The organism is Streptomyces sp. NPDC054047 (genome assembly GCF_055585065.1).
Genome location: NZ_JBVJKV010000003.1, coordinates 454,230 through 474,945 on the forward strand (window position 1 = coordinate 454,230; position 20,716 = coordinate 474,945).

Below are 20,716 nucleotides of genomic sequence, written 5' to 3' on the forward strand. Positions count from 1 at the left end.
CAGCTGACCGCCTCCGTCAGCGAGCCCCCGTACCGAGTCCTTCGAGCATCTTCTGCTGGTGGCGGTAGCCCACCGTCTCGTAGCCGATCACGGTGACGAACGGGGCGAGCATCACGACGAGCAGGCATACCGCGATCGCGACCCCGGCCGCGGCCAGGAGGACGGCCACGAGCAGCACGGCGAGCGTGAGCGAGATCAGGAGCAGGTGGAACCGGTCCGCCGTCGACAGCAGCAGGGTGTGCAGCAGGTAGACCATCAACAGGTAGAGACCGACCGGGACGGCCAGGGACAGGACCACGGCCACGTCACCGAGCTCGGCGTGGTGCTCCAGATGGAGGCCCGCCACGTGCAGCCCGGCACCGGCACCGGCGATTCCGATGAACAGGGGGATGTGTCCGTAGCCGAAGAGGTAGCCGCGGCCTCGGCGGTGGGCGAGGACCTCGCCGAAGGGCGTGGTGAAGTAGACCCACCACATGCCGAAGGTCAGTCCGACGCCGGCGATGACGACGGCGATCGCGTTCCCGCTCCAGTGCGTCCCGTCGCCGCCTCCCAGGAGGTCGCCGGACGAGGCGATGGTGCCGACCACTCCTTCGCCGAGCGTGATGATGGCGAACAGGCCGTACCGCTCCGCGACGTGGTGCGGGTGCCACGGGGTGTCGCCCGCGCCCCCCTGGGTGAGCACCGGCAGCGCCAGTTCCAGCGCCCCGAGCAGGATGAACGCGGCGAACACGGCGGCGAGCGGCAGATGGACGAAGGCGATGACGATCCAACCGGCCTGCACGATCACGGTCCAGCGGATGTTGGCCATCCCCACGTCGTGGAACGCGGGGGACTCCCGGGCCGCCCGCCACCACTGGAGCACCATCGCGATCCGCATCACGACGTAGCCCATCACCATCGCGCGCAGTTCGAGGTGCCCGCCCTCCTCGACGGAGTGGAACATCGCCGGCAGCCCGAGCGAGAACACGACGACGCCGACCATCTGCAGCATCGTCAGGGCGCGGTAGAGCCAGTCGTCGGTGCCGAACGCGGAGGCGAACCAGCTGAAGCTGATCCAGGCGACGCTGATCGCGAACATCGCGAGGACGAACGCGGTCACCGCCTGCCCGGCGTGCCCCTCGGCGACCATCTCGGCGAAGTGGGACGCGGCGGTGCCGACGGCGACCACGAAGGTGAGGTCGAACAGGAGCTCAAGCGGCGAGGAGACCCGCCCCTGTTCGTCCGGATCCCGGCCGGTCATCGGGATCAGCCGTCGGGACAGGCCACGCTTTTCGGCTCCTCCGGCCTTGCCGGTCTTGCTGGTGTTCGGGTGATCGTTCATGCGCTGCATCATTTCCGACGCCGCTGCATCACGCACTCGCGCCGCACGGAGTGGGGGTGTGCGGCCGCCGAATGATGCAGGAAGAGGGCCACAGGCCGTTGCTGCATCATTCGGCGGCAGGGGCGGTGGTGCGTCAGCCGCAGTGTTCGGCCTTCTCCTGCTCCGTCATGGGGCGGGTGTGTTGCGTCTTGGTGCTGGGCGCGTCCGGCTTGGGACCCGTGGCGTCGAAGGGGACGTACCAGATGTAGTGGCCGTGGAACCTGTCCGGGAAGTGCAGCTCGTAGGTGCCCTTGACCTGCTGCAACTGCGACTCGCGCGTGACCCAGCCGACCTCACCGGGGCGGACGTCGACGTTCGTGGTGTCGGTCTCGGTGTGCGAGCTCTCCCAGGTGTGCCCGTACGAGGTCTCGATGCTCACCTTGAAGACCTCGGCGAAGCCGTACTCCGCGCTGAGCGAGACTCCGACGCTGTTGGACTCGCCCGTCGTGTCGGCCCAGGAGATGCTCGAACGCTGAAGGTCCGACGTGCAGTTGTAGGCGCTGTCACCCACCTGATGGGCCTCGCCCATCGAGTCGGTGCCGGGTCCTTCGGGGTGGAAGACGCACGAGTCGGTGCCGTTGTCGCACTGGTCGAGCAACTCGCGGGTGGTGGGGGGCTCTTCGTCGGCCTGCGCGGCGGGCGCGAGGGCCAGGCCGCCCGCGGTGGCCATCGCCGCCAGCAGGACGGTCAGACGGGTACGGGTGATCATGTGTGATCTCCAGTGGGGGGAAGGTGAAACAGGTGGGGGGTACGGCGTGCGCGCGAGCGCGGCAGCGCTCCGGCCGACGCCGATGGACGCGGCAGCGCTCTAGCTGAAGCCGATGGACTGGGTGCGGTCGTTCATCATCTGGCCGACGTCGGCGGTGTTCTCGTCGAACGGTCCGTCGCGGTCGCCGCCGAGATCGGGCTCGGGGTAGAGCCAGATCGCGCAGTTGCCCCAGGGCTGTACCGAGGAGATGCGGTTCTTCCAGTCGTCGCCCAGGTCGTGCTGCCAGTTGACCCAGCCGTCCTTCTCGCACAGCGAGGGCCCGCTGATGGTGAGCGAGTCACCGGCGAAGTCCGGGTCCGTGAAGAACGTTCCCTGGATGACGTCCCCGGCCGCGGCGACGTCTCTCTTCGCCGCCGTGCCGGACACCTCGGCGCGGAACCCGGGCGACGTGACGGCGGCCCGCGGGGAGGCCGGGGCGTCGGTGACGCGTCCGTCGGTGGCTCGGTCCACGGCTTCGGTGAACGTGCCGAAGCAGCGCTGCTGTCCGGACGTCGCGTCCAGGACGCAGTGGCGCGCGGCGCCTTCGTCGGCCCCGGCGGGCTGCGCCGACAGGGTGCAGATCAAGCCCGTGGTGACGGCGACCGCGGCCCCCGCCAGACGGGTGCGGTGCGTGGTCCGTATCGCCATACGGTTACCTCTTTCTCCGGCGTGAACAGATCACCATCCTGTGTAGTGGCTCCGGTCAGCTTCTGCGGTTGGAATCCCGAATTCCGTTGGCTGTGACGGGGGTTGAGCCAACTCGGGCACGCCGCATCCCCCTTCGGGCGCGGGGAAGGGGGAAACGGGCAGCAGGCGGGCAGAGAGTGGTCAGGGCCTTCGGCGCCGCGCCCTTCAGCACTGCGCGAAGACGTACCCCTTCGTGCCCTTGGGGTTGACGTCGCGGTCGCGCAGGGTGACGGACAGGCGGGGGCCCCAGGCGTCGCAGGCGGCGCGGTAGTCCTTGCGGGTGTACTCGACGGCGAAGACCTTGTCGTCGTAGGCGTCGGCGAAGTCCCCGCACTCCTTGTACGCCGCGCACTCCTCGACGACGGCGAAGTCGAACCCGACGCGGCGGCGCTCCGGAAGCAGGTCGGTGGTGTTCTTCTGGGCAATGGCAAGACCGCGCCTGTGTGCCCGCTCGGCGAGCAACTCGGCGAAGGCGGCGGCGTGTTCGGCCGTCAGGAGATCGTCGGAACGCTCGTAGGAGTCCAGGTTGTCGGGCTCGACCGCGTCGTAGCCCTTGTCGGCGCAGCCGTCGATCCACGGCCCGACGACGTCCATCAGTTCCCGGCGCTTGCCCGGCGTGGAGATGTCCAGGAGCGGCTCCTCCCAGTCGGTGTCGATCACCAGGGAGCCGTCGTCGTCCTTCAGGAGCAGGTCGGGGTGGTTCTTCTTCCACCAGGTGATGGCGTCGCCCGGCTGGGTCTGGAAGGCGTTGACGTAACAGACGTTGTACAGGCCCTCGGCCGGCTCGGCGGAGCGGTCGCGGGAGACCGCCTCGACGGCGTCGTCGGGCGGGTAGGGCCCGCCGAGCTGGTAGTCGAAGACGGCGTCGGCCTCCGGCGGACGCACGGACGGGCGGTCCGTGGCCTTGGTGTCCTTGCCGCCGTCGGTGGTGCAGGCGGCGGCCAGCAGGAGGGCGGCGGCGCAGGTGGCGAGGCGGCCGAGGCGCGAGCGGTACAGGCGGTGCATGGAGGGCTTTCGTTCGGGGCGGCGGCCGGTGGGGCGCGATATGCACGGCCTTGGTGAAGACCATGCTGAAGCGTGCTGAAATGTGTGCCGATGTCGATCTTACGTAGGACGGCCGGAGCGCGTCGATCAGGGCAGGACGACGGAGCGGGTCAGATGGGCCGGGCGGTCCGGGTCGCGCCCCGCGGTCTCGGCGAGCCGCACGGCGAGACGCTGGGCGAGCACCAGTTCCGCCAGCGGGTCGAGCTCCGGACGGCGCAGGTGGGCGCCGGTGGCCTCGATCTGGGCGGCCAGGTCGGCGGGCAGCGGGGACAGGCTCCACACGGCCCGCCCGGGACCGGCCACCGCGATGGGGCCGTGGCGGTACTCCATCACCGGGTAGGACTCGGTCCAGTGGGCCGCCGCCTCCCGCACCTTGAGCGCCGCCTCGTGCGCGAGCCCGGCGTGCCAGCCGTCGCCGAGGAAGGTGATCTGCTCCGCCGCGAGGAGTGGCGGATCCAGCGGAGCGCTCAGCGCGGTGGTGACATCGGTCAGGGCCTGATCGACGCCGTGCCCCAAGTGGGCCAGCAGCAGCACCAGTTGCGTGGTCGGGTAGCGGGTCTGCACGACGGACTGCTCGTCGGCGTGGTCGAGGATGATGACGTCGTCGGCGGCGTGCGCGGCGGGCGATCGAGGCACCGCCGTGATGGTGGTGACCCGCGTGGAGGTGGGCGCCGCCTCGAGGGCGGTGAGAATCTCGGTGGTGGTGCCGGAGCGGGTCAGGGCCAGGATGCGGTCGTAGGGGCGGTGCAGTCGGGCCGCCGACGCGGGGAACGCGTCGGTGGGGCCGTGCCCCGCGTCCTCCCGCAGGTGGGCATAGGCCTGGGCCATGAACAGCGACGTACCGCAGCCGATCACGACGACCCGCTCGCCCTTGGCGGGCAACGCCTGCGCGTATTCCGGCAGTTGCTTCAGCGCGTACTCCCAGCACTGCGGCTGGGTGTCGATTTCCTGGCGTGTGAGCGACATGGAAGGTGCTTTCTCTGTGCGGGGGATGGTCCGGGGGATACGACGGATACAAGGGATACGAGGGATACGGCGACGACCGGCCGGTCAGTCACCCAGCAGTCGGCGCAGGGAGGGCTGGAGGCGGTCCGCGTGCGCGCTGACCATGTCGTCACACAGCCGCCAGATCTGCTCCACGGTGAGGGCCGCGGCGGTGGCCGGGTCGGTCATCGCCGCGTGCCGGATGTGGCGCGGCTCATCCTCGATGGCGGCGCGCACGACCAGGTCGTTCATGCTCAGGTAGGTGCGGTTGAGCGCGGCGAGCTGCGGGGGCAGGGAGCCCGCGCGGGTGGGCTGGATGCCGGAGGCGTCGACGAGGCAGGGCACTTCGACCACTCCGTGGCCAGGGAGGTTGTCGATCAGGCCGTGGTTGGGGACGTTGCCGTAGACGGTGCGCGGGGTGCCGGTCACGATGCTGTGGATGATCTGAGGGGCGTACTCCATGGTGCCCTCGACGGCGAGCGGTTCGCCGGCCGCCAGGGCATCACGGGTGTGGTGGTAGGCGGCGACGTTCTCGTCGACGATGCCGAGATAGGCGCCGATCGGCAGGCGCAGGCGCTCGATCTCGCTGTCGTGGTGCAGGTACCACGGGACGTACTCGGAGGAGTGCTCGCTGGTCTCGGTGGGGTAGTAGCCGAGCCGCCGGTACATGTCGACGCGGACCCGGCGCCGCAACTGCGCGTCCTGGGCGATCAGTTCGTCGAGCCGGGGATAGAGGTCGCTGCCCTGGTGCTCGAAGCGCAGCACCCACGCCTGGTGGTTGACGCCCGCCGCCCGGTAGGTGATCTCCTCGTACGGGACGCCGACCAGCTCGGCCAGGTCCCGCATGGTCCAGTACACGGAGTGGCACAGGCCCACCACTCGCGTGAGGCCGGTGGCCTCGGTGAGGTACTGGATGTTCATGGCCATGGGGTTGGTGTAGTTCAGGAGCCAGGCGTCGGGGCACAGTTCGGCGATGTCCTCGCCCAGCGCCTTCAGGAGCGGGAAGGTGCGCAGCGCCCGGAAGATGCCGCCGATGCCGAGGGTGTCGCCGATGGTCTGGCGCACCCCGTGGCGGGCGGGGACCTCGAAGTCGGTGCGGGTGGCCTCGCCCATGCCGACCTGCACGATGTTGATGACGAAGTCCGCGCCCGTCAGGGCCTCGCGACGGTCGGCGTGGCTCGTGATGGTGGCGTGCGCGCCGAGGTGGTCGGCGATGTGGTCGGCCGCGGCCTGCGCGGTGCCCAGCCGTTCGGGATCGATGTCGTGCAGGGCGATGTGGGCGCCCTTCAGCTCGGGGAAGGCGAACAGGTCGGCGAGCAGGCCTTGGGTGAAGACGACGCTGCCGGCACCGATGAAGGCGATCTTGGGGTGGGTCATGAGGCGTGCGCTCCGCTCGGGGTGGTGTGGGCGAGGACTTCGTCCCGCGTGGGCTGGGCGGGGGTGCCGCCGTGCGCGCGGGTGGACAGGGACCCGCAGGCCACGGCGAACCGCAGCGCCTCCTGCGGGGGCCGCCCGTCGAGGAGGGCGGCGATGAACCCGGCGTCGAAGCTGTCTCCGGCGCCGACGGTGTCGACCGGGGTCATGGCGAGGCCCGGTGAGGTCAGCAGGGTGTGGCCGTTGTGGCACAGGGCGCCTTCGGCGCCGTTCTTGACGACCGCCAACGGGACGCGGGCGGCCAGGAGTTCGGCCGCCAGCTCCGGGGTGCCGGACGAGAGCCCGGCCAGGCGCAGGGCCTCTTGGGCGTTGGGCAGCAGGATGTCGGTCTCGGCGAGGACGGCGTCGATGGCCGCCGGGTCCCACTGCCCCGACGGGTCGTCCTGGGTGTCCAACGACGTGCTCGCGCCGTGCCATCGCGCGGTGCGCAGCAGCCTGGGCAGGTCGGCGGCGAGGCGGGGCTGGAGGAAGTACGAGGCGGCATGGACGTGCCGCGCGTCGGCGAGTAGTTCGGGGGGTACGTCGTCGCCGCTGACGGCGGTCAGGGTGCCCGGCGAGGTGAGGATGGCGCGGTCCTCGCCCTGGGTGAGCACGACGGTGAGCGGGGTCGGCCGGGAGGCGTCCATCCGCAGGGCCCGGGTGTCGACCCCGCGGGCGGTCAGCGCGTCGCGCATGTAGCGGCCCGCGTCGTCGTCGCCGACGCGCCCGGCGAAGGCCACCTTCAGGCCCAGGCGCGCCGCCCCGCACGCCATGATCGCGGCCGAGCCGCCGAGGGTGAGGGACCCGGCGTCGACCAGCTGTTCGCGCTGGCCGAAGGCGAGGGGGCCGGTCAGCGGGCCCAGGATCACATCGGGGTTGGCGTCCCCGATGACGAGCAGGTCGTACGAGTGAGGCATCGCGTTCCTTCGGATCGTGCGGGGGGAGTGGGGAGTGGGGAGTGGGGAGCGAGGAGAGGGGCCGGGGAAGGTCAGCCCTTCAGGCCGCTGGAGGTGACCGAGCGGATGAAGGCCTTCTGCGCGACGAGGAACGCGAGCAGGACCGGAAGGACGGTGATGACGTTGCCCGCCATCACCGCGGACCAGCGGGTGTGGTGCTGCCCCTGGAAGGTGGTCAGGCCCAACTGCAGCGTGTACTGGGTGTCGTGGTTGATCGCGATCAGCGGCCAGGTCAGGTCGTTCCACGTGGTGAGGAACGTCAGCACGGCCACCGTGGCGAGCGCGGGCCGCGCAAGGGGCAGCACGATCGCGTAGAGAACCCGCAGCCTCGAACAGCCGTCGATCCAGGCGGCCTCCTCCAGCTCCCTGGGCAGGGAGAGGAAGAACTGCCGCAGCAGGAACACCGCGAACGGCGTGACGAGGGAGGGCACGATCAGCGCGCCGAGCGTGTCGATGAGCCCCAGCTTCTTCATCACCAGGAAGGTGGGGATCATCGTCAGCTGGAAGGGCACCGCCATGGTCGCCAGCATCAGTACGAGCAGTGTCCGCGAGCCGCGAAAGCGCATCCGCGCGAACGCGTAGCCGCCGAGGGCGCCGAAGACGAGGTTGGACGTCACGGCGACGGCGGAGACGATCGCCGAGTTCAGCAGCCAGCGCGGGAACATGGCGTTGCCCAGGACATAGCGGTAGCCGCCCAGGTCGATCCCGGAGGGCCACAGCGCGGGCGGGAACCGGTTGATTTCCGCGTTGCTCATCACCGAGCTCAGGAGCAGCCAGATCAGCGGCACCGCGAAGAGCAGCGCCAGCGGTGCGAGGAGCACGTGCCAGGCACTGAAGGGCAGCCGGAAGCGGCGCCGGCGCAGGGCTGCGGGCTCGGACGCCTGGCGGGCGGTGGCCTTGGGCGCGGTGGTGGTCGCGGTCATCAGGCGGCTGCTTTCGTACGAAGGGTGCGCTCACGGCCGCGGGCCACGCGCAGCACGGCGGCCACGACGAACAGGGCGAGCGCCAGGACGTAGGCGGCCGCGGCGCCGTACCCGGCGGTGAAGTTCTTGAAGGCCTGCTCCCAGATGAAGTAGACGATCACCGTGGTCGAGCCGAGGGGCCCGCCCTTGGTGGTCACATAGACCAGGTCGAAGACCTGAAGGGACTGGATGGTCTGCCACAGCAGCAGGAACACGCTGACCGGGGAGAGCGCGGGCAGCGTCACGTGCCGCAGCAGCTGCCACCGCCCCGCGCCGTCCAGGCGGGCCGCCTCGATCAGCGACTGATCCACGTCCTGCAGCGCGGCCAGGTAGATGACCGTGCACAGCCCGGTGCCGCTCCACAGGGTGATGGCGACCAGCACGAACAGCGCCTGCGACGAGTCGGTGAGGAAGCCCTGCGGTGAGATCCCCAGGTGATGAAGGACGGAGTTGGCCGCCCCGAAGTCGGGATCGAGGATGAACGAGAACAGCACGCCCTGGGCGGTGGCCGAGATGACGAACGGCACGAAGAACAAGGTGCGGTACAGGCCGACGAAGCGGATTCGCCGGTTCAGCGCCAGGGTGAGGGCGAGTCCGATGGCGATGCTCAAGGGCACGTACAGGAAGGTGTAGAGCAGGGTGTTGCGCACGGCCTGGCTGAAGTGCGGGTCCTGGGACAGTGCCCGGTAGTTGTCGAGGCCCACCCAGCGGCTGGGCGTGACCAGGTCGTTGGCCTGGAAGGACAGCAGCAGCGACCACACGACCGGCAGGACGCTCAGGCCGAGGATGACGAGCACGGCGGGGGAGACGAACGCCCAGGCGGTGGCGGTCTCACCGTGGCGCCGGCGGCGCAGCGCACGTCGGCCGGACGGGTCCGGCGGCAGGGTCAGGGGGCGGGGAAGTGTCGGCATATCGATGTCCTCAACGTCCTCAACGCGGGATCAGCAGGGCGGCGTTGGCCTCCTCGGCGCACGAGCGCACCGCGTCGGCGGGGCTCTTGCGGCCGAGCAGCACGGAGACGACCGCCTGCCCCAGGGACTGGGAGATGCGGGGGTAGGCGGCGTGCACGGGACGGACCCTTGCCGAGGCGACCGCATCGGTGAACACCTCGAGGCCGGGCATCCTCTCGGCGTGCTCGCGCCAGGCCGGACGGTCCTGGCTGCGGCGGCTGAGCGGAAGGCTGCCCGCCTCCACCGCCCACCGGCTGTCCTGGCCGGGCTGGTTGAGCCAGGTCACGAACGTGCGGGCCGCCTTCGAGCGGGCCTCGCCGTTGTCGAAGACCGTCCAGGTGTCGGGCCCCGAGATGGTCACCGGGCGGCGGCTGAAGCTGGGCAGCGGCACCACGTGGTAGTCGATCTTCGCCTGGGTGATGTCCGGCAGCTGCCAGGGGCCGGTGGGCACCATGCCCATCCGCCCGGACAGGAAGACCTGGTACATCTGCTCGCTGCCGGGCTTGGGGTCGATGTAGACGCTCTTGTCGCGCGCCAGATCCCGGACGACCTCCAGCGCGCGTACGCCCTCCTGCGCGAAGCCGATGCCGCGCCCGTCGTCGGCGATCACGTCGCCGCCCAGGTCCCACACCAGCGGCCACATCCGCCACACGGTGTCCTCGTCGCCGACGCCGGGCCAGCCGGTGCCGAACCGTCCCCGGGAGGCATCGGTCAGGCGCCGCGCGGTGTCGGTGAACTCCTGCCAGGTCCAGCCCGCCTCGGGCAGATCGATCCCGGCCTCGGCGAACAGCGTCTTGTTGCAGACCACGGCGAGACAGTCCAGCACCGCGGGCACCGCCCGGACCCGGCCGTTGACGGTGACGGCCCGCCGGGCCGGCGCCAGGAAGTTGCGCCAGGGCGTCGGCCCCTCGCGCACGTGCGTGGTCAGGTCGACCACCTCGGGGCTGCGGGCGACGCTGGCCAGGTCGGAGCCGAAGACGTAGGCGACATCGGGGTAGGAGCCCGCGGCGAGCGCGGCGGTGACCTTCTGCAGCATGGCGTCGGCGAGCACACCGCCGCCCAGGTCGACGCGGATGTCCGGATGGGCGCGCTGGAAGTCGGCGACCAGGCTCTTGACGACCTTCGCCGCGGAGTCCGTCTGGCCGTGCCACAGCTGGATGGTCACCCGGCCGTCGGGGCCGACCCCGTCGGCGGGCCCCGTGCCGCAGCCGGCCAGCGCGCCCCCGCCCGCCGCCATCGCCGCCGCGCCGCCCGCACGCAGCACACTGCGCCGCGACGGGCTTCCCGGCGCTCGGGGTCCTGCGGTCATCACTGCCTCCAGGGGATCGGGTGCCGCGCCCGCGGCGCGGAGAGTCCATGGCACGGAACGTCCATGGCAGGGAGGTGGAGCGGGAAGCCCGATTCCGGGCGAACCGCGCGCCCGGAATCGGCGCGGCATGGACGCCCGGAAGGGCAGGGGGTCAGCAGGTCTGGCGGACGTGGCCGCCGCTGCCCGCGGGCGACACCTCGATGTCGCGGCGCACGATGCTCAGCCGCTCGCCCCACCCCGAGCAGGCCTTGCGCAGACCGTCGGCCGTGTACTCGACGACCAGTACGTCGTCGCCGAACGCGGCGGTGTACTCCCCGCACTCGTCGTACACGCCGCACTCCTCGGCGACGGCGAAGTCAAGACCGGTCCGTTCGCGCGCACCGGCCAGCTGGGGCGTGTTCTTCTGCGCGGCGGCCAGGCCCTGTTCGTGGGCGTGCGCGGAGAGCAGCGCGACGTAGGAGGTGGCCTGATCGGCCGTCAGGAGGTCGGGGAAGCGGGTGAAGGTGTCGAAGTTGTCCGGCTCGACGGCCTGGAAGCCCTTGTCGGCGCAGCCGTCGATCCAGCCGCCGACCTTGGCGGCGATCCGCTCGCGCTTGTCGGCGGTGCGGATGTCCAGGACGGCCTCGCCCCACTCGCCGTCGTAGACGACCTCGCCGTCCGCGTCGCGCAGCAGCAGGTCGGGATCCCAGTCGCCTTCCGCGCCGGGCTGCGCCTGGAACGCGTTGAGGTAGCAGATGTTGTACAGGCCGGGCGCGGGGGAGGCGCCCGCGTCGCGGCTGACGACCTCGACCCCGGCGGGCGGCGTGTACGCGCCGCCGATCTGGTAGTCGAACCCGGCATGCGGCGGTGGCGGCGCGGCGGCACCCGCACCGGCGGAGGCGGTGGAGGAGGTGAGCAGACAGGTGACCGCGGTGGCCGTGAGGGCCGCGGACGCGGCGATGCCCCTGCGCAGAACACGATTGAGGCTCATCTGAGAGCTCCAGATGTCCGAGGGCACGTCCCCGCCTCGGACACGTGAAGGGTCCTGGCGACTTAGTCCGGGCTCATGGCCGAGGCCAACTACCGGCTGGGCGTACCTCTGCGCCGAGTGCTCGGCATCGGCGTGCCAGGGAGTTAAGCGAGCAGCTTCGGTCATGTCAAGAGAAAGGGACTGAGGAGCACTTGGCGTATCCGCGCAGAAACGCGCAGCGATTCTGCGAGACCCTGCTCGTATCGGCCGTCCCGGACTATGCTCGCCCAGTGCTGAGAAGCGACCGCCAGGCGCGGATACTTGAGCATGTCGCTGCCCAAGGCAGCGCGGACGTCACGCAGTTGTCCCGGCTGCTGGGGGTCTCGCAGGCCACCGTCCGCCGTGACCTGCGGCAGTTGAGCGACCAGCGGCTGCTCGAGCGCACCCACGGCGGCGCGGTGCTCGGCGGCCTGAGCATCGAGGTGCCGCTCCAGCACCGGATCGACCAGCGCTCCCCGCAGAAGCAGGCGATCGCCCAGGCGGCAGCCCGCCTGGTCCCCGCCGGTGCGGTGGTCGGCCTCACCGGCGGCAGCACCACCACGGAAGTGGCCCGGCTGCTGGCCGACCGCGGCCCCGTCACCATCGTCACCAACGCCGTGAACATCGCGGCCGCCCTCGTGCTGCGCCCGACCGTCACCCTGATCGTGATCGGCGGCACCGCCCGCAGCGAGAGCTACGAACTGGTGGGCCCCATCGCGGAGAAGACCCTCGCCGACCACCACACCGACATCGCGTTCCTCGGCGTGGACGGCATCAGCGCCGCCCACGGATGCACCACGCACGACCAGTTGGAGGCGGCCACCGACCGCGCCTTCGCCGGACACAGCGGCCGCACCGTCGTGGTCGCCGACCACTCCAAGATCGGCAGGGCGACGTTCGCCAAGATCTGCCCGACGGCCGGCGTGCACACCCTCGTCACCGACGCAGGCGCGCCCGAGGGCGAACTCGACGCCATCGCCGCCGTCGGCGTGCAGGTCACCGTCGTCTGAGACACAGAAGGCGCAGAAGACACACAAGGTGCAGAAGGCGTACGGGACGCATCAGCCCTCCGCGTACGGTCAGTGCGCGATGGAGTCGATCAGCTCGCGGGCGCCCTGGCGCAGCAGCGTCACCGCCACGGACGTGCCGAGCGTCGCCGGGTCGAGCGGCCCCGCCCACTCGTGGGCGTTGAGGACCGTCTTGCCGTCCGGGGTGAAGACGCGGGCGCGCAGCGACAGCTCGCCGCCCCGCTCGCAGCGCGCGTACCCGGCGATGGGCGAGTTGCAGTGGCCCTGAAGGACGTGCAGGAACATGCGCTCGGCGGTGGCCTCCCGCCAGGCCTCGGGGTCGCCGAGGCCGGACACGGCGTCGATGGTCTCCGTGTCGTCCTCGCGACACTGGAGCGCCAGGATCCCCGCGCCGATCGGCGGGCACATCGTCTCCACCGACAGGACCTCGGTGACCACGTCCATCCGGTCGATGCGCTCGAGGCCCGACACGGCGAGCAGCAGCGCGTCCGCGTCGCCCGCGGCCAGCTTCTCCATCCGGCGCCCGGCGTTCCCGCGCATCGGCACGCACTCCAACTCCGGGTGCGAAGCGGCGAGTTGGGCGATGCGGCGCACCGACGACGTGCCGATGCGGGTGCCCGCGGGCAGTTCGTCCAGGGTGAGACCGCCGGGGTGGATGAGCGCGTCACGGATGTCGTCCCGCTTGAGGAACGCGGCGAACGTGGTGCCCGCCGGGAGCGGCCGGTCCGCCGGTACGTCCTTGACGCAGTGCACCGCGAGGTCCGCCTCGCCGGCGAGCAGCGCCGCGTCGACCTCCTTGGTGAACGCGCCCTTGCCGCCGAGCTTGGCGAGGTCCCCCATCCAGCGGTCCCCGGAGGTCGTGACCGGCACGACCTCGGTGCGGATTCCGGGGTGCAGGGCGGTGAGTTCGGCGCGTACGCGCTCCACCTGGGCCAGTGCCATGGGGGAGGAACGGGAGACGATGCGGATCAGCTCAGGAGCGGACATGCGCACCACGATAGGCGCTCGCAACACAAGCCTGTTAAAGGGCTCCACGGTTCGGCCAGGGGACCGGTGGTGCGCGTTCCCGGCGTGCGCCGGGCCCGCGGCCCTCATAGCGTGAGAGGCAGTCGGCCGCCGTGCCCGCTTCCGTGCAGGTCCCGGCGTCAGTACCCCGGGAGGTCCCATGTCCGCCGCCGCAGCTCACCAGCGGTCCCCGATCGTCCTCGAACGGATGGCTCCCACCCATCTGGCCGACGTCCTCGCCCTGGGGCGTGAGCTGTACGACACCTCGGTGAAGCCGTACACGTCCTGGTCCCTTTCGGCGATCGCCGGGCACATGGACGCCGACGCGTCCTCCTGCTGGGTGGCGCTCGACGGTGAGGATCTGGCCGGGTTCGTCCTCGGCTCGATGGGCTTCGACCAGCGCACGGACTGGGGGAACCTGGAGTGGATCGCCAGCGCCCCCGCCTATCAGGGGCAGGGCGTCGCCAGCCATCTGGTGCAGGCCTGCTGCGCCACGCTGACCGCCGCGGGCGCCACCGCCGTGGTGACCGACGTGGAGTCGCGCAACACCGCGTCGGCCGCGCTGATGCGGCGCAACGGCTTCGAGGAGAGCGTCTCGGTCACCCTCTTCGTGCGCGAGGCGCCCGACGCGGCGGTCTGACGGGAACCCTCCGAGGAGAAGCTCCTGCCGGGAAGCATCTGGAGGGAAGCTCCTGCCGGGAAGCTTCTGGCGAGAATTGACCGGCGTCCTCAGCCCGCGCAGTCCTTGCCCGGCTCCAACGGCGGTGCGCTGACGCCCAGATGGGACTTGCAGCGCGGCGTGTTCCCCGCGTCCTCGTGCCAGGAGGCCGGACGCGGGCGGATGAAGACCGCCGCCGCTGCCGCCGCGAGCACGAACAGGCCCGCGCAGCCCACGGCCGCCTTGCCGAACGCTGTGTTCAACGCGTCCGGATCCGCGTACGCCGTCCCCGAAAGGCCCACCGCCAGCGGCAGCGCGGCCACGACGAGCATCTGGGCCACCCGCGCCGCGGTGTTGTTGACGCCGCTCGCCAGACCCGCGCGCCCCGCGTCCACCGAGGCGAGGACCGTCGCCGTCAGCGGAGCGACGAACACGCTCATCCCCAGGCCCAGCACCACGACCGCGGGCAGCACCTCCGTGACGTAGGCGGCGCCGGGCTCGATCCGCAGCATCAACAGCGCCCCGGCTGCCGCGATCAACGGGCCCGCGATCAGCGGCAAGGTGGGGCCGACCCGCCGTGACAGATCGCCCGCCGCGGCCGAGAGCAGCAGCATCATCACCGTGATCGGCAGTGTCGCCGTGCCCGCCTGCAACGCGTCGTAGCCAAGGGTCGTCTGCAACTGCACCGGCAGCATGAACAAGAGCCCGCCGATGGCCGCGTACAGGCACAGCGTCATGACGTTGGCCGCGCTGAACAGGCGGGAGCGGAACAGGGAGAGCGGCAGCATCGGGTTGCGGCGGCGATGCTCGACCATGACGAAGGCGACGCCCGCCGCGAGCCCGCCGAGCCCCGGCAGGAGCGCCGCCGCCTTCGACGAGTCGCCCGACGCGCCGATGAGCGCGAAGCTGATGCCCGCGAGGAACAGCGCCGCCAGGCAGGCCCCCGTCACGTCGAAGGGCTTGTCCGCGGCGCCTTCGGCCCGGCTCTCCGGCACGTGGCGGACCGCGAAGAGCACGAGCGCGGCCAGCGGAATGTTGATCAGGAAGATCCACCGCCAGCCGGGCCCGTCGATCAGCCAGCCGCCCAGGAACGGCCCGACCGCGCCCGCGACTCCGCCCAGCCCCGACCACGCGCCCACCGCACGCGCCTGGTCCTGCGGTCTGAACGACGTACGCACCAGGGCGAGCGAACCGGGCGTGAGCAGCGCGCCGCCGATGCCCTGGAGCGCCCGCGCCGCGATGAGCATCCCCGCGTCCTGCGCGAGCCCGCACAGGGCGGAGGCGAGGGCGAACCACACGACGCCGATGACCAGGGTGCGCCGCCGCCCGATGCGGTCGCCGAGCGCCCCGCCGAGCAGCAGCAGCGCCGAGAGCGTGAGCATGTAGGCGTTGACGACCCACTGCAGGGAGGCGATCGAGGCGTCCACGTCGCGGCCGAGCGTGGGCAGGGCGACGTTCACCACCGTGCCGTCCAGCATCGCCATGCCCGACGCGAGCACGGCGCAGGCGAGCACCCAGCGGCCCCGCGCCGACTTCAGCGCGACGCCGCCGTCGGCGCTGTCCGTCGCCGAAGCCTCCGTCGAAACCATCTGCCCACCGCCGCTCTACATGTGCACCGCGCCGCCGCCCGCCTCGGAGTGGACCGGCGCGCCCCGGCGGTACAGGACGACCGTAACGAGCAGTCCGACCGCGAAGAATACGGCCGACCACGTGTACGCGGTGGAGTAACTCTCCATCGCCGACTGGGCCTGCACCTCGGGCGTGGGCTGCTTGCCCACGAGGTAGTTGGCCGCGGCGCTGGTGGCCAGGGAGTTGAGCAGGGCCGTGCCGATCGAACCGCCCACCTGCTGGCTGGTGTTGACCATCGCCGATGCCACACCCGCGTCGTGCGCGGCCACGCCCGCGGTCGCCATGCTCATCGCCGGGGCGAAGACCAGACCGAGGCCGAGACCGGCGACGAGCAGCGGCGGCAGTACGTGGGCCGCGTAACCGCTGTGCACGTCCAGGGCGGTCAGCCAGGCCATCGCGGCAGCCGCGAGCCCCATGCCGAGCGGCACGATCGGCTTCGCGCCGAACCGCGGCACGAGCGAGTTGGTCGTGACGACCGAGATGACCACCATCACGGCGACCATCGGCAGGAAGGCGAGGCCCGTCTTGACCGGGGTGTAGCCGAGGATCTGCTGGAGGTAGTACGTCAGGAACAGGAAGACACCGAACATGCCGGCGCCGGAGATGAACATCGCGAGGAACGAGGCGCCGCGGTCCCGGTCGAGCACCACCCGCAGCGGGAGCAGCGGGTGCTCGGCGCGCGTCTGCCACCAGGCGAAGGCGGCCACCAGGACGGCGCCGACCACGAGGAAGCCCCAGGTGTCGACGTCGCTCCAGGCGTGCGTCTCGGCGTTCGAGAAGCCGTAGACGATGCAGAACAGACCCGCGGAGACCAGCAGGGTGCCGGGCACGTCCAGCTTCGGCCGGTCGGCGGGCCTGCCGCCGTGCAGCAGCCGGGCGCCGCCCAGCATGGCGAGCACGGCGAAGATCAGGTTCACGTACAGGCACCAGCGCCAGTCCAGGTACTCGGTCAGGACGCCGCCCAGGAGCAGACCGACGGCGCCGCCCGCGCCCGCGATGGCGCCGTAGATGCCGAACGCCTTCGCGCGCTCCTTGGGGTCCGTGAACGTCGTGGTGAGCAGGGACAGTGCGGCGGGCGCGAGGAGCGCTCCGAACACGCCCTGCAGGGCGCGGGCCACCACCAGCATGGTGAAGCTCGTCGCCGCGCCGCCGAGGGCCGAGGCGAGCGCGAAGCCGGCCAGACCGGCGAGGAACACCAGCTTGCGGCCCACCAGGTCGGCGATCCGCCCGCCGAGCAGCAGCAGGCTGCCGAAGGCGAGTGCGTACGCGGTGACGATCCACTGGCGGTTGCCGTCGCTGAACCCGAGGTCCTGCTGGGCCGATGGCAGCGCGATGTTCACGATCGTCGCGTCGAGGACCACCATCAGCTGGGCGATTCCCACGATGCCGAGGATCAGCCAGCGGTGTTCGTGGCTGCCACCGCTCGGATGTGGGGGAGCGGAGGCCGAGGATCCTGCGGTCTGTACCGCATCGAAGGGTTCCGGCGCGGGTGAGCGGTCCATCGCTGGCCTCCAGACGCCCCCGTCACTCAAGACATCCCCGTCACACCGTAGGCGCGCTGGTCAGAGCCCGCGACCGGGGCCCGGCAGGGCCGGGCCCCGCACGGAGGAACGCATGAGGCACCGCCCGGCGGACCGCTCGGAAATCCGCTCGGTTCCGCTGGTGGCGGTCAGTTCTGCGGCTCGCTGATGTTGACCATCCAGGGGATGCCGAAGCGGTCCGTACACATGCCGAACACGTCGCCCCACATCTGCTTCTCCAGCGGCACGGAGACCGAGCCGTCGGCGGACAGCTTCTCCCAGTAGCGGCGCAGTTCGGACGCGTCGTCCCCGCTGAGGCTCACCGAGAAGTTGTTGCCCGGGGTGTGCTGCATGCCGGGCGGGGTGTCGGCGCCCATGAGGGTGAAGCCGTTCGGCGCCTCCAGCATGGCGTGCATGATCTTGTCGGCATCGGGGGTGCCCTGCTGGCCGGCTTCGCCGAAGGTGTTCAGCGCCAGTTCGCCGCCGAAGACCTCCTTGTAGAACTCCATCGCCGGTCGGGCATCGCCACCGAAGCTGAGATACGGGTTGAGGCGCGAGACCATGAAAACCTCCCAGAACGGGGTGAACGGTCAGTTGCGCGGAGAGTAGCGCGGGGCACTGACAACGGCCCGGCGAGTGGCTCTGGGACGTGTCGTCCCTGGATGGACGGAAAGTCCGCCGAAGGCCGACCCCGGTCATTTGTCGCACCCGGTTATTCAATCTTCATCAAATCCGGTCCGGCATCCGGACGGACCTCTTGTGTGCGGACTGTATGCGAAATACGTTCTGCCGTATTCCTTGATCGTCCACGATCAGCCCGGAACCACCCTGGCGGAGGTACCTACTCGTGCGCCGAAAAGCGGTTGCCCTCGCGGCGGTTGCCCTGGTGATGTCCCTGACGGCGGGCTGCGGCTCCCTGCAGTCCTCGGCCACCGAGGTCGGCGGTGAGCGCATGACCGACGACCGTCCCGTGCGCGACGGCGGCACCCTCACCGTCGCCCTCAACGCCGACCCGGACAAGCTCGACCCGACCCTCGCGCAGACCCTGGTGGGCCGCACCGTCTTCGCCGGGATGTGCGAGAAGCTCTACGACATCGACGAGCACGGGACCGTGATCCCGCAGCTCGCCACCGCCCTGCCCAAGACGTCGAAGGACGGCCGCACCGTCACCTTCGGCCTGCGCAAGGGCCTGAGGTTCAGCGACGGCGGCAAGCTCGACGCGGCCGCCGCCGTCACCTCGCTGCTCCGCCACCGCGACCTCGCGGGCTCGGCGCGCGCCACCGAACTCGCCCCGCTCGCGGGGGCTCGGGCGACCGGACCGTACACGGTCGAGCTCACCCTCAAGCAGGCCTACGTCCCCCTCACGGCCGTCCTCGCGGACCGCTCGGGCATGGTGATGTCGCCCGCCGCGCTCAAGAAGTACGGCAAGAACTTCACCAACCACCCCTCTTGCGTGGGCCCGTTCAAGTACGTCGAGCGCGTCGGCGGCGACCGCATCGTGCTCGCCAAGGACCCGAACTACTACGCGGCCGACCGGGTCCACCTCGACAAGGTGATCTACAAGCCGATACCCGACGGCAACGTCCGCCTGGCCAACCTGCGCTCCGGCGACATCCAGATCGGCGACCAGATGACCCCCGTCGACGTGCGCAGCGCGCTGACCGAGCCCGGCCTCCAGCTCTTCAACTCGCCCTCGCTCGGCTACCAGGGCATCGGCTTCAACGTCGGCAACGTCAAGGGCCTGGGGGAGAAGCCGGGGCGCGTCGACACGCCCCTCGCGCGCGACCCCCGGGTCCGTGAGGCCTTCGAGCTCGCCATCGACCGCGACCTCATCAACAAGGTCGTCTTCCAGGGCATGTACGAGCCCGCCTGCGGCCCCGTCTCGCCCGAATCCGCCATCGCACCCGGCGTCAAGGCGTCCCAGTGCCCCGAGCGGGACGTGGCCAGAGCCAGGAAGCTCCTGCGGCAGGCCGGGGTGAAGACCCCGCTGCCCATCGAGCTGAAGGTGTCCACGACGCCCGAGTCCAGCCGCCTGGGACAGGTCGTACAGGCGATGACCAAGGAGGCGGGCTTCGCCGTCACGCTGCGCCCCACCGAGTACGCCACGATGCTCGAAGAGACCGACGCCGGGCACTACGACGCCTTCACCAGCGGCTGGTCGGGACGCCTCGACCCGGACGGCAACATCGCCAGCTTCCTGCAGACACGCGGCGCGATGAACGCCTACGGACTCTCGGACCCGGCCATCGACCGCCTCGTCGAGCGCGGCCGCGCCGAGGCCGACCCGGACGAACGCACCCGGATCTACCAGGAGTTGACCGAGCGCGCCCAGGAACGGCGCGGGCTCATCTACCTCTACCGGCAGAAGAACTACATCGTCGCGGGCAAGGACGTCGCCGGCGTCCGCGTCTACGGAGACGGCCTGGTCCGCGTCACGACTGCGGGGTACACCCGATGAGCCTGAGCCCCCCGCGCCCGAAGACCACGCGCCCGATCTCGATGCGCCTGAGCCCCATGGCCTCCTATGTGCTCACCCGCGTCCGCCAGTCCCTCATCACACTCGTCCTGGTCAGCATGGTCGTCTTCGCCGGCATCCGCGCGCTGCCCGGCGACCCGGCCCTCGCGCTCGCCGGCGAGGAACGCAGCCCCGAGGCGCTCGCCGCGATCCGCGAGAGCTACGGCCTCAACGACAACATCGTCGTCCAGTACGGGCGGTTCATCGGCCACGCGATCACCGGTGACCTCGGCACCTCGTCGCGCACCGGCCTCCCCGTCACCGACGCCATCACCGCGGCGCTGCCCATCACCCTCGAACTGGCCGCCCTCTCCCTGCTGCTGGCGGTCGTCGTCGGCATCGGCGCGGGCATCGTCGCCGCCGTGCGGCGCGGAAAGCCCGAGGAGTGGCTCGCCAACGCCCTGGCCCTGCTGGGGCTCTCCGTCCCCACCTTCTGGCTCGGCATCGTCCTGGTCCTCGGGTTCGCCATCGCCCTGCCGGTCTTCTCGGCCTCCGGATACGTGCCCTTCGGCACCGACCCGCTGGACAACCTGCGCCGCATGGTGCTGCCCGCGATCGTCCTCGGCTCGGGTCTCGCGGCCGTGGTGATGCGCCAGACGCGGGCGGCGATGCTCGACTCGCTCTCCGCCGACTACGTACGCACCGCAAGGGCCAAGGGCCTGTCCCGGCGCGAGGTCATCGGCGGGCACGCGCTGCGCAACTCCCTGGTCACGGTCGTGACCGTGCTCGGACTCCAGCTCGGCCACCTCATCTCCGGCGCCGTCGTCACCGAGCAGATCTTCGTCCTGCCCGGCTTCGGCAAGCTCACCATCGACGCCGTCTTCACCCGCGACTACGCGACCCTGCAAGGCGTGGTGCTGTGCACCTCCGCCGCGTACATCCTCATCAACCTGCTGGTCGACGTGGCGTATTCGGTCATCGACCCGCGCATCCGGCTCGGAGGTGCCCGGTGACCACAGC

General features: G+C 70.9%; 19 protein-coding genes. 4 read left to right on the plus strand and 15 right to left on the minus strand.

Annotated features, from left to right (window positions below; genetic code table 11):
* Window positions 1–16 precede the first annotated feature (16 nt).
* The 11 genes from ACZ6ZP_RS13770 to ACZ6ZP_RS13820 all read right to left on the minus strand — a co-directional run bounded on the left by ACZ6ZP_RS13770 (window position 17) and on the right by ACZ6ZP_RS13820 (window position 11,383).
* Window positions 17–1,240, minus strand: a complete 1,224-nt coding sequence (locus ACZ6ZP_RS13770) for a low temperature requirement protein A (RefSeq protein ID WP_366461703.1) — start codon at window positions 1,238–1,240, stop codon at window positions 17–19.
* A 214-nt stretch (window positions 1,241–1,454) separates the two neighbouring features.
* Window positions 1,455–2,069, minus strand: coding sequence for a hypothetical protein (locus ACZ6ZP_RS13775; protein ID WP_351157030.1), 615 nt, complete (start codon window positions 2,067–2,069; stop codon window positions 1,455–1,457).
* Window positions 2,070–2,168: 99 nt separating this feature from the next.
* Window positions 2,169–2,756 (minus strand): hypothetical protein, encoded by a 588-nt coding sequence (locus ACZ6ZP_RS13780; protein ID WP_366461635.1) that lies wholly within the window; start codon window positions 2,754–2,756, stop codon window positions 2,169–2,171.
* Between the two features lie 204 nt (window positions 2,757–2,960).
* Entirely contained in the window at window positions 2,961–3,800 is an 840-nt protein-coding gene (locus ACZ6ZP_RS13785; RefSeq protein WP_351157026.1) for an endo alpha-1,4 polygalactosaminidase, read from the minus strand.
* 126 nt (window positions 3,801–3,926) lie between these two features.
* Window positions 3,927–4,805, minus strand: coding sequence for an SIS domain-containing protein (locus tag ACZ6ZP_RS13790; protein WP_366461634.1), 879 nt, complete (start codon window positions 4,803–4,805; stop codon window positions 3,927–3,929).
* An 84-nt stretch (window positions 4,806–4,889) separates the two neighbouring features.
* Window positions 4,890–6,200: an alpha-glucosidase/alpha-galactosidase gene (gene melA / locus ACZ6ZP_RS13795; protein WP_361464104.1), complete on the minus strand. Its 1,311-nt coding sequence runs from the start codon at window positions 6,198–6,200 to the stop codon at window positions 4,890–4,892.
* Window positions 6,197–7,153 carry a carbohydrate kinase family protein gene (locus ACZ6ZP_RS13800; protein ID WP_361464102.1) on the minus strand — a complete coding sequence of 319 codons (957 nt, stop codon included), beginning with the start codon at window positions 7,151–7,153 and terminating at the stop codon, window positions 6,197–6,199. Before ACZ6ZP_RS13800 ends, melA begins: the two co-directional genes overlap by 4 nt.
* A 71-nt stretch (window positions 7,154–7,224) precedes the next feature.
* Entirely contained in the window at window positions 7,225–8,115 is an 891-nt protein-coding gene (locus ACZ6ZP_RS13805; RefSeq protein WP_361464101.1) for a carbohydrate ABC transporter permease, read from the minus strand.
* The gene (locus tag ACZ6ZP_RS13810; RefSeq protein WP_383816693.1) at window positions 8,115–9,065 is read right to left on the minus strand and encodes a carbohydrate ABC transporter permease; all 951 of its coding nucleotides are present in this window, start codon (window positions 9,063–9,065) and stop codon (window positions 8,115–8,117) included. The genes ACZ6ZP_RS13805 and ACZ6ZP_RS13810 overlap by 1 nt, the downstream gene beginning before the upstream one ends.
* Window positions 9,066–9,084: 19 nt before the next feature.
* On the minus strand, window positions 9,085–10,413 hold the full coding sequence (locus ACZ6ZP_RS13815; protein ID WP_383816696.1) for an ABC transporter substrate-binding protein: 1,329 nt from the start codon (window positions 10,411–10,413) through the stop codon (window positions 9,085–9,087).
* A 151-nt stretch (window positions 10,414–10,564) separates the two neighbouring features.
* Window positions 10,565–11,383 (minus strand): endo alpha-1,4 polygalactosaminidase, encoded by an 819-nt coding sequence (locus ACZ6ZP_RS13820; protein ID WP_383816698.1) that lies wholly within the window; start codon window positions 11,381–11,383, stop codon window positions 10,565–10,567.
* A gap of 269 nt (window positions 11,384–11,652) precedes the next feature.
* Here ACZ6ZP_RS13820 and ACZ6ZP_RS13825 point away from each other — a divergent pair, with 269 nt between their 5' ends.
* Window positions 11,653–12,411, plus strand: a complete 759-nt coding sequence (locus ACZ6ZP_RS13825) for a DeoR/GlpR family DNA-binding transcription regulator (RefSeq protein WP_383816701.1) — start codon at window positions 11,653–11,655, stop codon at window positions 12,409–12,411.
* A gap of 69 nt (window positions 12,412–12,480) precedes the next feature.
* Here the strand turns inward: ACZ6ZP_RS13825 and hemC are convergent, their stop codons facing one another.
* Window positions 12,481–13,416 carry a hydroxymethylbilane synthase gene (gene hemC / locus ACZ6ZP_RS13830; RefSeq protein WP_351157007.1) on the minus strand — a complete coding sequence of 312 codons (936 nt, stop codon included), beginning with the start codon at window positions 13,414–13,416 and terminating at the stop codon, window positions 12,481–12,483.
* A gap of 178 nt (window positions 13,417–13,594) precedes the next feature.
* On the opposite strand from hemC, the gene ACZ6ZP_RS13835 reads away from it, so the two are divergent.
* The gene (locus ACZ6ZP_RS13835; protein ID WP_351157005.1) at window positions 13,595–14,074 is read left to right on the plus strand and encodes a GNAT family N-acetyltransferase; all 480 of its coding nucleotides are present in this window, start codon (window positions 13,595–13,597) and stop codon (window positions 14,072–14,074) included.
* Between the two features lie 89 nt (window positions 14,075–14,163).
* Here the strand turns inward: ACZ6ZP_RS13835 and ACZ6ZP_RS13840 are convergent, their stop codons facing one another.
* The 3 genes from ACZ6ZP_RS13840 to ACZ6ZP_RS13850 all read right to left on the minus strand — a co-directional run bounded on the left by ACZ6ZP_RS13840 (window position 14,164) and on the right by ACZ6ZP_RS13850 (window position 17,804).
* Window positions 14,164–15,681 (minus strand): MFS transporter, encoded by a 1,518-nt coding sequence (locus ACZ6ZP_RS13840; RefSeq protein WP_469406842.1) that lies wholly within the window; start codon window positions 15,679–15,681, stop codon window positions 14,164–14,166.
* Window positions 15,682–15,696: 15 nt separating this feature from the next.
* Window positions 15,697–17,223, minus strand: a complete 1,527-nt coding sequence (locus ACZ6ZP_RS13845) for an MFS transporter (protein ID WP_383816705.1) — start codon at window positions 17,221–17,223, stop codon at window positions 15,697–15,699.
* Between the two features lie 167 nt (window positions 17,224–17,390).
* On the minus strand, window positions 17,391–17,804 hold the full coding sequence (locus ACZ6ZP_RS13850; protein WP_469406843.1) for a VOC family protein: 414 nt from the start codon (window positions 17,802–17,804) through the stop codon (window positions 17,391–17,393).
* Between the two features lie 284 nt (window positions 17,805–18,088).
* Between ACZ6ZP_RS13850 and ACZ6ZP_RS13855 the strand changes: the two genes are divergently transcribed.
* Both ACZ6ZP_RS13855 and ACZ6ZP_RS13860 read left to right on the plus strand, forming a co-directional pair.
* Window positions 18,089–19,699, plus strand: a complete 1,611-nt coding sequence (locus tag ACZ6ZP_RS13855) for an ABC transporter substrate-binding protein (protein ID WP_351156997.1) — start codon at window positions 18,089–18,091, stop codon at window positions 19,697–19,699.
* A 56-nt stretch (window positions 19,700–19,755) separates the two neighbouring features.
* Entirely contained in the window at window positions 19,756–20,709 is a 954-nt protein-coding gene (locus ACZ6ZP_RS13860; protein ID WP_366461701.1) for an ABC transporter permease, read from the plus strand.
* Window positions 20,710–20,716 lie beyond the last annotated feature (7 nt).